This window comes from Mycobacterium lehmannii (assembly GCF_002245535.1).
Lineage (GTDB): Bacteria > Actinomycetota > Actinomycetes > Mycobacteriales > Mycobacteriaceae > Mycobacterium > Mycobacterium lehmannii.
Window position 1 is genome coordinate 118,421 of record NZ_NKCN01000012.1, and the last position, 14,346, is coordinate 132,766.

The 14,346-nt window shown below is 65.8% G+C and carries 12 protein-coding genes; 9 read left to right on the top strand and 3 right to left on the bottom strand.

Annotation, left to right across the window (positions count from 1 at the left end; all coding sequences use genetic code 11):
• Nucleotides 1-2: 2 nt before the first annotated feature.
• Both CEX87_RS15280 and CEX87_RS15285 read right to left on the bottom strand, forming a co-directional pair.
• Nucleotides 3-2,804 (bottom strand): TIR domain-containing protein, encoded by a 2,802-nt coding sequence (locus tag CEX87_RS15280; RefSeq protein ID WP_094287954.1) that lies wholly within the window; start codon nt 2,802-2,804, stop codon nt 3-5.
• A 197-nt stretch (nt 2,805-3,001) separates the two neighbouring features.
• Complete coding sequence (locus CEX87_RS15285; protein ID WP_233151392.1) at nt 3,002-4,807, bottom strand: hypothetical protein; 1,806 nt, start codon at nt 4,805-4,807, stop codon at nt 3,002-3,004.
• A gap of 703 nt (nt 4,808-5,510) precedes the next feature.
• Here CEX87_RS15285 and CEX87_RS15290 point away from each other — a divergent pair.
• The 6 genes from CEX87_RS15290 to CEX87_RS15315 are packed head-to-tail and all read left to right on the top strand — an operon-like array spanning nt 5,511 to nt 9,305.
• A complete protein-coding gene (locus tag CEX87_RS15290) occupies nt 5,511-5,975 on the top strand; it encodes a hypothetical protein (protein WP_064398824.1) in 465 nt (154 codons plus the stop codon).
• A gap of 7 nt (nt 5,976-5,982) precedes the next feature.
• Entirely contained in the window at nt 5,983-6,675 is a 693-nt protein-coding gene (locus CEX87_RS15295; protein WP_064417660.1) for an ABC transporter ATP-binding protein, read from the top strand.
• Nucleotides 6,642-7,451, top strand: a complete 810-nt coding sequence (locus CEX87_RS15300) for an ABC transporter permease (RefSeq protein ID WP_094287956.1) — start codon at nt 6,642-6,644, stop codon at nt 7,449-7,451. The genes CEX87_RS15295 and CEX87_RS15300 overlap by 34 nt, the downstream gene beginning before the upstream one ends.
• Complete coding sequence (locus CEX87_RS15305; RefSeq protein WP_064417662.1) at nt 7,448-8,251, top strand: class I SAM-dependent methyltransferase; 804 nt, start codon at nt 7,448-7,450, stop codon at nt 8,249-8,251. Before CEX87_RS15300 ends, CEX87_RS15305 begins: the two co-directional genes overlap by 4 nt.
• 12 nt (nt 8,252-8,263) lie before the next feature.
• Nucleotides 8,264-8,938 (top strand): helix-turn-helix transcriptional regulator, encoded by a 675-nt coding sequence (locus CEX87_RS15310; protein ID WP_064417663.1) that lies wholly within the window; start codon nt 8,264-8,266, stop codon nt 8,936-8,938.
• A gap of 25 nt (nt 8,939-8,963) precedes the next feature.
• Complete coding sequence (locus CEX87_RS15315) at nt 8,964-9,305, top strand: cupin domain-containing protein (RefSeq protein ID WP_064425142.1); 342 nt, start codon at nt 8,964-8,966, stop codon at nt 9,303-9,305.
• Nucleotides 9,306-9,320: 15 nt separating this feature from the next.
• Here the strand turns inward: CEX87_RS15315 and CEX87_RS15320 are convergent, their stop codons facing one another.
• Nucleotides 9,321-10,502, bottom strand: a complete 1,182-nt coding sequence (locus tag CEX87_RS15320) for an NAD(P)/FAD-dependent oxidoreductase (RefSeq protein ID WP_064427327.1) — start codon at nt 10,500-10,502, stop codon at nt 9,321-9,323.
• Between the two features lie 150 nt (nt 10,503-10,652).
• On the opposite strand from CEX87_RS15320, the gene CEX87_RS15325 reads away from it, so the two are divergent.
• The 3 genes from CEX87_RS15325 (at nt 10,653) to nrdF (ending at nt 14,217) form a co-directional block, all read left to right on the top strand.
• Complete coding sequence (locus tag CEX87_RS15325) at nt 10,653-11,393, top strand: TetR/AcrR family transcriptional regulator (RefSeq protein WP_064398418.1); 741 nt, start codon at nt 10,653-10,655, stop codon at nt 11,391-11,393.
• A 117-nt stretch (nt 11,394-11,510) separates the two neighbouring features.
• Nucleotides 11,511-13,037, top strand: coding sequence for a flavin-containing monooxygenase (locus tag CEX87_RS15330; protein ID WP_094287958.1), 1,527 nt, complete (start codon nt 11,511-11,513; stop codon nt 13,035-13,037).
• A 217-nt stretch (nt 13,038-13,254) separates the two neighbouring features.
• On the top strand, nt 13,255-14,217 hold the full coding sequence (gene nrdF / locus CEX87_RS15335) for a class 1b ribonucleoside-diphosphate reductase subunit beta (RefSeq protein ID WP_064415334.1): 963 nt from the start codon (nt 13,255-13,257) through the stop codon (nt 14,215-14,217).
• Nucleotides 14,218-14,346: the final 129 nt, after the last annotated feature.

Below are 14,346 nucleotides of genomic sequence, written 5' to 3' on the forward strand. Positions count from 1 at the left end.
CCCTAACCGACGCACACAGGGTCGGCGCCTTCGAGGTCGAAGCGGTCCTTTTCGGCTTCGGACAGGTCCCGTCGATGCACCTCGCACCCCTCGGCGATCCAATCATCGGGGTTCAACGACCAGATCGCCAGTCGCCCGTCCGCGTTTGACGCAGTGACGGCGACGTCTCGAGCAACTCCGAGGCTTGTCGCCAACCGTCCGGCTCCTGCGGCGCTACGCTCAACCGCTATTAGGGGCCGGTCGGCCAACCTGGACCGGCTGGCCACATCCCAGATGATCAGGCTGCCGTCTTCGGAGACCGTGACGAGATTCTTGCCGTCTTGATCAAAAGCCATGTCGCTCACCCGACTTGCCACCCGTAGATCGTCCCCGGTGACCTTGCCGGTCTGCGTGTCGACCAACCGTACGGGTCCGCTGAACAGGCCAACTGCGACCGTCGCGCCGTCAGGGGAGACGGCCAGCGAACGTGTTGAGTCGTCCGGGAACTCGGCCGTGACCGTGTCCCCGCCATCCAGGGGGACGACTACCAATTTGTTGGCGCCGCCGACGATCAGGCGCGAGCCGTCCGGTGTGAATGCCAGCCCATAGCCATACGGCATGTTGTCGATACGGTCCTTCTCGACGAGCTTGCTGCCGTCCAACCGCCAGGTTCGCACAGTTGCCGAGTCGAGCGATTCGGTGTTCAGGTCGAGCGCGCCGGTGGCGACGGTGGCGCCATCGGAGGAAACGGCGAGCCGGTTCACGGCTTGATCTTCGGCTACGGCGGTCAGGGTCACCTCAGGGACGCTGCCATCCCACACCGCCACGCTGCCGTCATCGGTGGCGGCCAGCAACCTCGAGCCGTCCGGAGTGAAGACGAGCTTGTTGACGTCGGCATCGATCACCGCCGACGGGCCGGTGGCGGCCACCTCGTCAGGGTCGGTCATAAACAGTTCGCTGACGACTTCGATACTGCCCTCGCGGCCTTCCCGCCAGTCCTTGACACGGGTCAAGGCCAGCCGGTCACCTGATGCTGAGATCGCCACAGACGCCACATCGCCCAAATCTTTCGGCGTGCGGGCGAGCGGACGACGTTGATCCTCACCGTAGTCCAACAGCAAGGCGCCCCCAGCTTGGCCGCCCGTGACGCCGTGGCTCGGGTTGGCGGGATCCCACGCGACCGAGGTCGCGGCCTGCTCGTCGACTCGGATAGGGGGTAGCGGCGGCGTGCCCACCAGATGGTTCCAGTACAGCAGGGAGCCGTCGTCGCTCACCGACGCCACAGACCCCTCTTCGGGTGGGTCACCGGTGACCGCGAGGGCGCGCACCGAGTCGAGGTGCATCGAGGCCCGGCCGGCGTCGGTCAGCTCACCCGTCGCGGCATCCCAGAACCCGGTCGAGCCGTCGGTGCCGCCGGTCACGATGGTGCCGTCGTCGACGACGGTGACTGCCGACACCCACCCGCCGGGATCGCTGGTGTCTTGCTGGTGCCAGACCGGGGTCTCGGGCGTGGCGGGGTTGAAGCGGCGAAGGCCGCCGTCCTGACCCGCCACAATCAGGTCGCCGTCGGGTGTCCAGGCCAGCGCGGTGATCCACGCATACTCGCCGTCTGTGCCGTCGACGATCCCCCTGAATGTCGTGGCCGCCCGGGTGTTGTCAGGCTCCCAGACGAGAACCCCGCCGCTGACGGTGCCCGCCGCGATGCGGCCCGACGCATCCACAGCAAGGCTGAGAACCGCTTGGTCGGGGGTGCGCAGTGACGTCGTGGCAGCCGCGCCATCGAGGGTGGCGATGACCGTGCCGTCGGTGACGACAACGGAGTCGTCGCCGGATCTGGCCATCGCCACGACCTCGCGATTGAAATGTGCATCCGACCGGGCCAGTTCCGTGCCGTCCGAGAAGCGATGAACAATGACGTCACCGTCGGCCGTACCGATCCATACGCGATCGGTTGCTTCGGAAATGGCTACCCCTGTCACCGGCGAGGCGGTGGGGATGCGTTGTTTGATCTCGGGCATATTCGCCACGGCCGTGAGTAGAGCGCTCGCGGTCCTGACGGACGGATCGAGTCGGTACCCCTGAGCGGCCAGCAGGAAAGCGAGGTCGGGCCGTTCGAGCTCCGTCTGGCTCTGGGCCGCGAGTCGCTGAGCTTCGGCTTGGATCCGCCGTTGCTCGGCGCGGTTGGCGTTGTAGACCGCAATGGTGCCTGCCACGACGGCAACAACGGTCAGAACGGCAAGGGTGGCGGCCGCCGACCAGGCGATGCGCACGGTTCGCCGGTGCTGGCGGACATCCTCACCTTCGATCTCGTCCTTGGTGCAGCCGTGCATCGGCGCGGCGATCTCCGCGACCGCATTACGAAATCTGCTGTCGCGCAACTCAAGTTGTTCTTCTTCCCGCGCCCAGCGCAGATCCAAATGGCGAGGCTCGTCGGTGAATACCCCGCGAAGCGCGGGCGGCACCGCATCGGAGTCCTCGGTGAAGTCGCCTGCGGCTTCGTCCCATTCCCAGTGCCCGTCGGTGACCACCGGCAGGATCCGGTCGACGGAGCGATGGGCCTTCCAGTGCTCGATCTCCCGGTTGACCCATTCGGACTGCGCCGCTCGTGGCGAGGTCAGCAGGACGAACCAGGCGGCGTCATCGAGTGCTTTGACGATGGCTCCCCACAGGTGCGGATCGACCGACAAACCCGTTTCGTCACGGAAGATTTCGAGCGACCGCCGCCGGTACCACGGCTTGGCAAGTCGCTGTAGCGCCTTCTGTAACGACGGCGCCAACCGGCCGTCTGCCGCATGCGAATACGAGATGAAGCCGTCGTAGCGCATCTCAGATCATGCTCGCGATGGCCGCCACCCCCGCGACGAGCGTGGCCGCCGCGGCTCTCACCCTCAGGACGGAACCCATACAGACCCCCTCGCCGAATGGCGTGGCAAATGTTTCGCCGCGAGCCTCAACGGCAGCGAATCACCCGCAAACTACCACGATCGGCTTTCGCGGGGCGACAAGATATCGAACTCAGCAACTACGGCGGGAGCGGGCCCTCGTATCGTTGCGCAAACTCGTCACCGGGAACCGGCCAGTGATCCCCGTGCTCGCCGCGCACTACCCAGTCGCCGGCAGCGGCAGTTACGGGCCCTTCGAGGGTGTCAACGATCTCGCCGTCTCGTGCCGGTCGTGCTTCGACCGTGCCATAGCGTCGCCAACAGCGGCCGTCGACGTGCTCGTAGCGGGCGCGGAAGATGTCGTCGCGAACCGACCACAGCTGCCCATCTGCCGAATCCTTGACCGCCCAATCCCCGGCGCTGGCCTGCATGGTCTGGCCCGAGCGAGTTTTCCACGTCCACGCCTCGTCTCGTCGCTCGGCCATGACGGTGCCCGTCTGGCGAAACCGTCGCCATTGGTCGTCGTCACCGTCTCGAGCCGAAGCTGCGTCGTCCCTCGGTCTTGACCGGTAACCCAACTCACGCAGCTTCAACAGAGTGCCGGCCAGGCTGCCCAGCGCTTTGTCCAGTAACGCGGCATCGGCCTCGATGACAGACCAGTCCACTAGCTTGTCGTGAACCTTGCGGGAGTCGTCCCGCGGGGTTCCGAACTTCCAGCCGGCCCTGACGTAGTAGCGACACCAGTCCTCATGCTCGGCGCGGGCCATCGCGATGGCTGTCTCGCGATCAAATCCCATCAGCAGGAGTTGTTCGAGTGGATTTTTCTCGCCGAGTGCGGTGATCGACAGCGAATCAGGTGGACTGCCGAAGGTGTTCCACGTATGGCCGCCGATCTTTTCGACCATCCACAACGCGTTCTGGACTTGGCGGCGGTTCGAGCCCCGGTAGAACTCGTCGAGCTCAACCCAGGGCGCCGATGCGGGAGTTGCATGACCGGCGGCGGCGGCGTAGCGCTCGTGAATCAGTCGGGCCGCCCGTTCCCACGCATCGTGAGCTTGTCCGCCCGGCAGGTCCATGCTCAATCGGTACGTGCGCAGCCTTCCGACCAGCGAGACCGGACTCTCCGACCCCCCTGCGTTCGGGTCCCAAGCCCAGATCGGCGTGGTCAATAACCGTGCGGCCAGGCGGGTGCCCTTGCTGACCTCACTGGTCGCCCCGTCCACCAAAATCACGGCGGTGGTGTCTCGGCCGTTCTGAGCGCCGACCATCGACATCACTTGAGCAACGGATGGATCCTCATTGAGCGCCTCCACAGTGGGCCGGCGAGGCGGCAGGCCAAGTTGCTCGCGCAGATACTCGTGGTCGTGCCGATACTCTTCAGCGTTCTCGGAGATCAATGTGAGCCGCGGCAGCGGCGCAGCGTCGGGCGCGGAATAGTAGTCCTGCTCCAACTGGCGTTGTGCCATGTCCGCACACAGGGCCAACGTCAACGGCGAGGTACCGCATACCAGGATGCGCTCGATTTGGGGGTCGGCGACGATTTGGTCGAGCAGCCGACGAGCCGTCACCTCGTACTTGCCCACCGTATCTGCTGCCCAGCGCGTCTCCGCGCCGCCGAAGTGCTGCGCCCGCCAAGCGATCGCTTGCCACGGGTCATCGATCCGGACGATGAGTGGAATCCGTTGTCGCTGAACAACTTCGCTCAGCCGCTTCGTGATTATTCCGAGGCGTTGGACATTGCTGGACGGATCTATCGATAGCAGGTAGAGCCGGTCCAGCTTGTGCCAGAACGGCAGAGAGGCGAGTGCTTCGGCTCGGGCGAAGTCGGTGGTGACGATGCGTGCCCCATGCTGGCGGGCCGCGCTCACGTATTGCGTGTCCGGTACCGAGGTAACGACCACCAGGGTGCTGCTGTGCCCCAGAGTGCGGGCGATGGCGCTGACCATCGGCTCTGAATCCTCGTCGACTCCGACAAGTGCGGTTACCGATCGAGCGAAGTAGACGCGGAGGCGGTCCATTCTCGATCTGAAAAGGGCGAGCGCCACGCCGACGACACTGAGAAAAACCGCGAAAAGGGCACACAGCCGTGCGATTTCGAGCGCCACGGGCGTAGGCGACGGGCACGTCCCGGAATTGAGCGATTGATCACCGGTGCCGCCTTTGACGACGCCGGCCGTCCACATCAACGGTGTGAAAAACCTCGGGTGCGATTCGTCGTGGCAGTCCCAGTACGCGGCGAGCGCCAGAGTCAGACTTATCAGCGCGAGGCCGACCACGACCGCCAACGGCGCCCCTGTGTGCCGGACTCCGTGCGCCTGAAAAATGAGCAGGCCTAACAAGATAAGAAGCGCGGTGACGATCGCGATGGAAACCCATGAGGCCGGCTCCCCGAACCAGCGCAGTCCCGCTGGCATCCTGTCACGCAGTTCCGGTAGGAGGGCTAGGACTGCGACGTAACCGAGCAGCAGAAAGGTGATCGCTGACAGGGTCCGCCGAGCGAGGGTGAATCGCAGTGATGAAGACCCCACAGCGCGCAACTGTAGCCGTGTCCGAACGACAGCTCCCGTAGTTGATCAGGTAAGGCTTGCCTCATCTCACTTCGACGCCTACATTAACCGCAAAGATTTCCTCTAAATAGGAGTCCGGATGATGCTCAAGCGCTTGTGCGTTCTCGCGGCCGCGACGATCGCCGCCGCCACATTTGCCCCCGCGGCGCATGCTCAGCCCGCTCCCGCGCATGAATTCGCGATCACCTCCGAGGTCCCGACTCTTGCCGAACTCGATGCGCAGATCCGGCTGCTGGTCGGCACTCCCGCCCCGGACGCGGTCAAGGCCGCTCAGCTCGAGGGCGGCGAGCGGGCGGTGGTGGTGCCGAAGATGGTCTACCGGATCGGTTTCTTCCGCCCGCCGCGCGGTTCGAGCGCGGTGACCGGTCCCGAGACCCACGACGGCGATCGCCACACCGCGATCATCAACGCCAGTAGGCAGGGGGCGCCGACCGTGCGCGTAGAAGCCGAATGGCGCCGGATCGACGGTCAGTGGAAGCTGGCGAGCAAGTCGCTGTGCAACGGCATCAAGACTCTCGGCCTGCCGATCCCGTGCAATTTCGAATGATGTCCGCGTGATCGAAGTCGTTGGGTTGACGAAGTCGTTCGGACCGCACCGCGCCGTCGACGACGTCACCGTCACCTTTCCCGCCGGCGCCGTCACCGCGCTGCTCGGCCTCAACGGTGCGGGCAAGACCACGCTGCTGCGGTTGCTCGCCGGGCTGATCCGTCCCGACAGCGGAACGATCTCCGTCTGCGGATGTCGCCCCGGTCACGACCATCGCCTGCTGGGATTCCACCTGGGTCCGACCTCCATGAACCCCCGCCATACCGTGCAACGCCATTTGTCTTGGCTCGCAGCGCTTTCGGGTATCGACGGCGCCCGCCTCGACGAGGTCGTCCGCGAGACCGAACTACACGACCACCGCTCGATACGCATCGACCGGCTGTCACTGGGCATGCGCCAGCGCGTGGCCATCGCCGCCACACTGCTGGCCGACCCGCAGACGCTGCTGTTCGACGAACCCCTCAACGGTCTCGACGTTCCCGGCATCGTCTGGTTCCGGTCACTGCTTCGTCGGCTCGCCGACCAGGGCCGCACGGTCGTCGTCGCCACCCACCTGCTCGGCGAAGTGGCGCTGACCGCCGACCACGTCGCCGTGCTCAGCCGCGGCCGGATGCAGGCCGCCGGCAAGCTGGCGCAGTTGACGCCTAACGGTGCCGACGCCCGGGAATGGCTCGAGGAAACCCTGCTGGAGTGCGCGTGAGCGCCGTCGCGGTGGCGCGCAGCGCGCGTGCCGAGATCATTCGCACCGGCGGTCGCAGCCGGCTGTGGACGGTGGTGGCGCCCGCCGCGGTGATCGTCCCTGTGGTGATCACGTTCGGCATCGCGCTCGTCGCGGAGTCGTTCGCGCGGATCCCGGGCCAGATCTCGGTGCTGCAGGTGACGACCTCGAACGCGGCTTACTGGGTCATCACGATCACCGTCGCGCTGGTGGCCGTTGCGGGAGCCGACGGTCAGGCCGCTGAAAGCCGCTACGGCGCAGGCGAACACGTATGCCTGGCCATGCCACACGCCTGGCCGGTGTTGCTCGGCCGGTGGGTGTTCTACGGTGCTCTGGGCGCGCTCGTGGCCGGCGCGACCCTCGTCGTCGTGCTCGCGGGCCTGCCGGCCGTGGCGCCCATGGTCTATGGACCGGTGTCGCTGACCGACGATGTCGGGCTGCGACTGTTGTGGACGGTGCCGGTGCTGGCGCTGTTCGCGGCGGGGGCGGGTGTGGGAGTCGGGGCCCTCACCCGCTCGCCGCTCGCCGCGGTAGGCGGCATCCTGTTGTGGGCGTTTGTCGCCGAGACCGCGGCCGGTTATCTGCCGAGCGGAGCGACGCTCCAGCGTTTCATGCCACTGTTGAACGCGGTGTACGCCACCGGACAGGACACCGTGCTCACGCCGCCGTGGGGCCAGACCGGCGCACTGCTCTACGCATGCTCAGTTTTCACGGCGATCTTCGTGATCGCCGCCGTGGGAAGGACAATCCAAAAATGACAGGCAAAGAATCACTTCCGCTCGCGCAACGGTCCGATGCCGACCTGCCGGGCCACTGGCTGCTGGCCCGCTTGGGCAAGCGAGTGCTGCGGCCTGGCGGGCTCGAGCTGACCAGCCGACTGCTCGCTGCCGCCAAGATCAACGGCGCCGACGTCGTCGAGCTCGGTCCGGGACTGGGCCGCACCGCCACCGACATCGTCGCCCAACAACCGCGCTCCTACGTCGGGGTCGACGACACCGCCGCCACCAGTGAGACGGTGCGCGCCGTTGTTGCTCCCGTCGACGGCAAGGTCGTGGTGGCCAACGCCGCCGAGACCGGATTGCCCTCCGGCAGCGCCGATGTGGTGATCGGCGAGGCGATGCTGACGATGCAGGGCGACCGCGACAAGCGCGCGATCGTCGCCGAGGCCTTCCGAGTACTGCGGCCGGGCGGCCGCTACGCGATCCACGAACTCGGCCTGCAGCCCGACGACCTCCCGCAGGACACCAAGGACGAGATCCGGCGCGACATGGCGCGCGCGATCAAGGTCAACGCGCGGCCGCTGACGACGTCGGAATGGGTGGCGCTGCTGACCGAGGCCGGATTCGAGGTCGTGACCGTCGACCACGCGAAGATGGCGCTGCTCAATCCAGCGCGGGTCCTGGCCGACGAGGGGCTCACCGGTGCGTTACGCATCGTCGGCAACTTGGTCGGCAGGCCTGCCGCGCGCAAGCGGGTCATCGGTATGCGCAAGACGTTCCACCGCTATCGGCGCGCACTGACCGCGGTTGCGGTGGTCGGTGTCGTGCCGACGACGTGACAGACTCGAACCATGCCAGTGTCGCGCCACGACCTCGATGCGCAGCCGGAACGGGCGGCAGGCCAGCAGCGCCAGAAAGTGTTGAGCCTGCTGAAGAACGCCGCGGACCCGGTCGACGCCCAACAAGTCGCCGACGCGCTGCAGATCCACATCACCACGGCCCGCTTCCACCTGACGACGCTGGAGGAGCAGGGCTTCATCCGGCGGGGCAACACGGCCAAGGCCGGTCGAGCGGGGCGACCGCGGCTCACGTACGAACCGGCGCCCCGGTTCGACTACGCCGACATCGTCTCGCTGTTCGCCGCCCACCTGGGCGGAACGGCGCAGGAGCGCGAACAACGTGCCCACCGGATCGGTGCGGACCTGGCCCATCGGGTCCGGTTGGCCCGCAGGCGCCCCGAGGCCACAATCGCCGACATGGTGGTCGCCACCCTCAACGAACTGGGCTTTCAGGTTCGTTCGTTGCTGACCTCGTTCGGCGAAGTGACGGTGCAGATCTGCACGTGCCCGCTGGCCGAGGTGGCCGCGTCGGCGCCAGAAGTCGTACGCGGGATCCAGGAGGGTCTCATCCAAGAGGTGATCAACCTGAACGCCGACGCCGTCGGTGCCCGCTATCAGGCGTCGGTGACGCCCGACCCGCACGGTGGCTCGTGCGAAGTCAGTTTGATATTGCGCCCCGAACGGTGAATGTCGGGGCGAGAAGGGAAGACGCATGACCGCGACAACCGCGCTGTCGTTACAACAGCTCGCCGACGAGCAACTCGCCGCCGCGAAGGCCGCTTCGTCGGGCCGTTCCGCGCAGACCGTGTACGGCGGCAGCGGGCGCACGCTACGTCAAACCGTGTTGGCACTGACCGCCGACCATGGCCTGGACGACCACGAAAGCCCCGGGGAGGCAACGCTGTTGGTGTTGCGAGGCCGGGTGCAGCTGCGGTCGGTGAGCTCCTCGGTGGAGGGCAGCGCAGGAGACTACCTCCCGATACCGCACGAACGTCACAGCCTTGCCGCTCTCGAGGATTCGGCGGTGTTGTTGACGGTCGTCGCCAAGAAGTGAGCCAAGCCTACGGTCTCACTTGATGGTGTGCTGCGGGCCTTGGGCCTTCTTGTAGAGAGCCTTGAGCATCCGGTCGCGGAACATCGCGTTGTCGATGAGCTTCACCCCGGCGTTGGCCAGCTTGGGTTGTCCGATCAACTTGTGCATGTAGCGGCCGCGGCGATACTCGCGGCCCCACGCGGCCTCCATGCGCTGCGCGTAGTTCGTGAAGTCGTCCGGCCCGCCGTTCTGCAGGGCCGCGATCGCGCATTCGCCTGCGGCCAAGCCGGATTCGAGCGCTTTGGAGATGCCCGCGCCTGAGGCCGGTTTGCCCGCACCCAGCGAGTCGCCGGTGAACAGGACGCCCGGGCGCCACGGCGGCCACGCGGTGAACCCCATGGGCAGTCGCCACGCCCGCACGCTCTTGTTCTTCTTGAGTTCCTCGATCGGCGGCAGGTCCCAGTCACGCGGCAGGGTGCGGAGAAAATCGCCGAGGAACTGCGTGGCGTTGATCGACTGCCAGTTCTTGTAGCTGTTGACGTAGCCCAGCCCGATGTTGAAGATGCCGTTGCCCATCGGGAACACCCAGCCGTACCCGGGCAGCTGATCGCCCTCAAAGACGAGCTTGAGATAGATGTCGAGGCTGTCGGAGTCGGGCCGGTTGGCGTGCATCTCGGAGCGGATCGCGATCGCCGAGTAGCCGTTGTATTCGGAGTCGATCTTGAGGGCTCGCTTGATCGGGGAGTAGGCGCCGTCGGCGGCGATCACCGCGTCGCCGTAGACCTTTTCGCCGCTCTTGAGCGTCACTCCCACGACGCGACCCTTCTCGAGGATCGGCCCGGAAACCTCCGCGCCCTGGCGCACCTCGGCACCCGCGGACTCGGCGTGCTTGAGCAGCGTGGTGTCGAGGCGCTCGCGACTGACGGTGTGGCCGTGGTCGGGCATACCGGGCCGCTTCGGGAACGACAGTTCCCACTCGCTCGGACTGAAGACCGTCACGCGATTCACCCGGTGATAGGTGGCCACCTCGTCGGCCAGTCCCATCTTCTGCAGATAACTCACCGCGCGGGCGGTTAGCCCGTCGCCGCAGGGCTTGGCCCGCGGGAACTCGGCCTTGTCCAGAACCACGACCCTCGCGCCGGTCTGAGCGGCCTGCCACGCGGCTGCCGAGCCGGAGGGCCCGCCACCTGCGATGACCAGGTCGTATTGCTGCGTCATGAAACTCGTCTCGTCGATCGGCTGTCGCAGCGATATTACCCGCGCTGCGTCTGCCTCTCTTGTCGGACGGAGTTGCCCAGAGGTGGCGCCCGGAAACGCATGCGACGTGGTCTGAGCTGGTCAGCAGTGCTTGAGCGGTAGAGTGACCGGGTGCGACGAGCGGGCAGGCCACGGTCGAGTGGCGAGCCGGGTGTCAAGGTGGACGCCCGCAGCGAGCGCTGGCGCGAGCACCGCAAAAAGGTGCGCGCCGAGATCGTCGACGCCGCCTTCCGCGCCATCGACCGGCTGGGTCCCAACGTCAGCGTGCGCGAGATCGCCGAAGAGGCCGGCACCGCCAAACCCAAGATCTACCGCCACTTCACCGACAAGTCCGACATGTTCGGCGAGATCGGCCAGCGCATGCGAGACATGTTGTGGGCGGCGATCATCCCGTCGATCGATGTGGAGCATGACTCCGCGCGCCAGATCGTCGGGCGTGGCGTCGGGCATTACGTCGAGCTGGTCGAGCAGCATCCCAACGTGGTGCGGTTCCTGTTGCAGGGTCGGTTCGCCGACAAGTCAGCAGCCGCGATGACGACCGTCAACCGGGGCAGCGAGATCACGCTCGCCGTCGCCGACATGATCAGCGAGGAACTCAAGGATCTGGCGCCGGATCCGGCAGCCTTCGAGCTCGCGGCGTATGCGATCTTCGGTACCGCGGCATCGGCGACGGACTGGTGGCTGGGCGACGATGACGACGGCACCCGCCGCATGCCCGCCGATCAGTTCGTCGCGCACATGACCACGATCATGGTGGGCGCGATCAACGGCACCGCCGAGCTGCTCGGCATCCAGATTGACCCTGACCAGCCGATTAACACCGCCGTTCGCAAGCAGCAGCCCGTCGCCTGACTCCGGCGTTGACACCACTTCGCGCGGACCGGAGACTGGAAAGTACCCAGTACCGGCGTTCCCAGGATGTGCCCACCACGGAGGGTGCACGCGTCAACTGAGGTAATAGGGGAGACCATGACCGTTGCCGAGCAGACGGCCGAGGACACCACTGCCCAACAACCGGTGCACACCCGGGCACTGATCATCGGCACCGGCTTCTCCGGTCTCGGAATGGCCATTGCGCTGCAACGTCAGAACGTCGACTTCCTGATGCTGGAGAAGGCCGACGAGATCGGCGGCACCTGGCGCGACAACACCTACCCCGGGTGCGCCTGCGACATCCCGTCGCACATGTACTCGTTCTCGTTCGAGCCCAAGGCCGACTGGCGTCACATGTGGTCGTTTCAGCCGGAGATCTTCGACTACCTCAAGGGCGTGACCGACAAATACGGGCTGCGTCGCTACATCCGGTTCGGCGCCCACGTCGACCGTGCCCATTGGGACGACAACGAACTGCGCTGGCACGTGTTCACCAAGGACGGCCGCGAGTTCGTCGCGCAGTTCGTCGTCTCCGGTGCGGGCGGCCTGCACATCCCGTTCGTCCCCGAATTCCCCGGGCTCGACGAATTCGCCGGCGCCACTTTTCATTCCGCCGAGTGGGACCATGATGTCGATCTGAACGGCAAACGGGTCGCGGTGATCGGCACCGGTGCGAGTGCGATTCAGATCGTGCCGGAGATCGTCAAGGACGTCGGCGCGCTGCACCTGTATCAGCGCACGCCCGCATGGGTGATGCCGCGGCCCAACAACCCGATTCCGCGATGGGCGCGCGACCTGTTCACCAACGTGCCCGGCACCCGGCAACTGATGCGGGCGGCCATCTACTGGATCCACGAGGGCGTCGGTTTCGCGATGACCCGCGAGCCGCGGCTGCTGAAAATCGGTGAGCTGCTGGGTAAGTGGAACATCAACAAGTCGATCAAGGACCGCGAGCTGCGCCGCAAGCTGACTCCGACCTACCGGGCCGGTTGTAAGCGAATCCTGAACTCCGACACCTATTATCGCGGCATCGCCGACCCGAAGGCCGATGTCGTCACCGACGCCATCGCGCGGTTCACGCCGACGGGCATCGTCACCGCCGACGGCGTCGAAAGGGCAACCGACGTCGTCGTGTTCGCCACCGGATTCCACGTCACCGACTCCTATACGTACGTCCACATCAAGGGTCCGCGTGGCGAGGACTTGGTGGACCGCTGGAACCGCGAGGGCATCGCGGCGCTGCGCGGCATCACGGTCGCCGACATGCCGAACCTGTTCTTCCTGCTCGGGCCCAACACCGCGCTGGGGCACAACTCGGTGGTGTTCATGATCGAGTCGCAGATCCGCTACGCCGCGCAGGCGATCGCGGCCGTCGACCGGGCCGGCGCGCAGGCGTTGACGCCGACCCGCGAGGCGCAGGACAGCTACAACGAGCAGCTGCAGGACGAACTGTCCGGGACCGTGTGGAGCACCGGCGGCTGTCAGAGCTGGTATCTCGACGAGCACGGCGTGAACCGGACGCTGTGGAGCGGCATGACATGGCAGTACTGGTTGGCCACCCGCAAGTTCGACAAATCGGAGTATCGGTTCTTCGGCGGGCAGCGCGCGTCGCTGGCTGCCTAGTGTGCGCCGAGATCGCGATTTCGGCCGAAACAGCGCGCAGAGTCGATCAGAATGCCCACGGGCGGCAGCGGTAACTCGTCGGCGGGAACGACACGCCAACACACGATGTTGTGTTAGCCGTGGATGTCGTCCCCCAGGGGTAGTGTCGATGTCGGGCGACAGAACCGCGTCAAGCGGACCAAAGACCAGGTGAAATGGGGTTCTCGTGAGTGATGGCATGAAGCTGATTGACCGTGTCTCGGCGATCAACTGGAACCGTCTCCAGGACGAGAAGGATGCCGAGGTCTGGGACCGGCTGACGGGCAACTTCTGGTTGCCGGAGAAGGTGCCGGTCTCCAATGACATTCCGTCGTGGAACACGCTCAACGACCACGAGAAGCAGCTGACGATGCGGGTGTTCACCGGCCTGACGCTGCTCGACACGATTCAGGGCACGGTCGGGGCGGTCAGCCTGATCCCCGACGCGCTGACCCCGCACGAGGAAGCCGTCTACACCAACATCGCGTTCATGGAGTCGGTGCACGCACGCAGCTACAGCAACATCTTCTCCACGTTGTGCTCGACGGCCGAGATCGACGACGCGTTCCGCTGGTCGGAGGAGAACCCGAACCTGCAGCGCAAGGCCGAGATCGTCATGCAGTACTACAAGGGTGATGAGCCGCTCAAGCGCAAGGTGGCCTCGACGCTGCTGGAGAGCTTCCTGTTCTACTCCGGGTTCTACCTGCCGATGTACTGGAGCAGCCGGGCCAAGCTGACCAACACCGCCGACATGATCCGATTGATCATTCGCGACGAGGCTGTGCACGGCTACTACATCGGCTACAAGTTCCAGCGCGGTCTTGCGCTCGAGGACGCGGCCAAGCAGGCCGAACTGAAGGACTACACCTATGAGCTGCTGTTCGAGCTCTACGACAACGAGGTCGAGTACACCCAAGACCTCTACGACGGCGTCGGCCTGACCGAGGACGTCAAGAAGTTCTTGCGCTACAACGCCAACAAGGCGCTGATGAACCTCGGCTACGAGGCGTTGTTCCCGCGCGACGAGACCGACGTCAACCCGGCGATTCTGTCGGCGCTGTCACCCAACGCCGACGAGAACCACGACTTCTTCTCCGGGTCGGGGTCCAGCTACGTGATCGGCAAGGCCGTCGTCACCGAAGACGAGGACTGGGACTTCTAAACCCGCAGTTCAGTGGTCCTGCTCCTACTGGCCATGTCGGACTGATGGGATAGCTGACCGGCGAGGTTCGAACATGGCGCGGGAACTTGCCAAACCGGGTCGATCACCTGCTCCGGCAGGGACGGTCAG

Excerpts from the sequence above, each read along its gene's own strand:
- CEX87_RS15330 (WP_094287958.1), top strand. The coding sequence starts at position 11,511 with ATGACCGTTGCCGAGCAGACGGCCGAGGACACCACTGCCCAACAACCG.
- CEX87_RS15285 (WP_233151392.1), bottom strand. The coding sequence starts at position 4,807 with ATGGTCAGCGCCATCGCCCGCACTCTGGGGCACAGCAGCACCCTGGTG.
- CEX87_RS15290 (WP_064398824.1), top strand. The coding sequence starts at position 5,511 with ATGCTCAAGCGCTTGTGCGTTCTCGCGGCCGCGACGATCGCCGCCGCC.
- CEX87_RS15280 (WP_094287954.1), bottom strand. The coding sequence starts at position 2,804 with ATGCGCTACGACGGCTTCATCTCGTATTCGCATGCGGCAGACGGCCGG.
- CEX87_RS15305 (WP_064417662.1), top strand. The coding sequence starts at position 7,448 with ATGACAGGCAAAGAATCACTTCCGCTCGCGCAACGGTCCGATGCCGAC.
- CEX87_RS15315 (WP_064425142.1), top strand. The coding sequence starts at position 8,964 with ATGACCGCGACAACCGCGCTGTCGTTACAACAGCTCGCCGACGAGCAA.
- nrdF (WP_064415334.1), top strand. The coding sequence starts at position 13,255 with ATGAAGCTGATTGACCGTGTCTCGGCGATCAACTGGAACCGTCTCCAG.
- CEX87_RS15320 (WP_064427327.1), bottom strand. The coding sequence starts at position 10,502 with ATGACGCAGCAATACGACCTGGTCATCGCAGGTGGCGGGCCCTCCGGC.
- CEX87_RS15310 (WP_064417663.1), top strand. The coding sequence starts at position 8,264 with ATGCCAGTGTCGCGCCACGACCTCGATGCGCAGCCGGAACGGGCGGCA.
- CEX87_RS15300 (WP_094287956.1), top strand. The coding sequence starts at position 6,642 with ATGGCTCGAGGAAACCCTGCTGGAGTGCGCGTGAGCGCCGTCGCGGTG.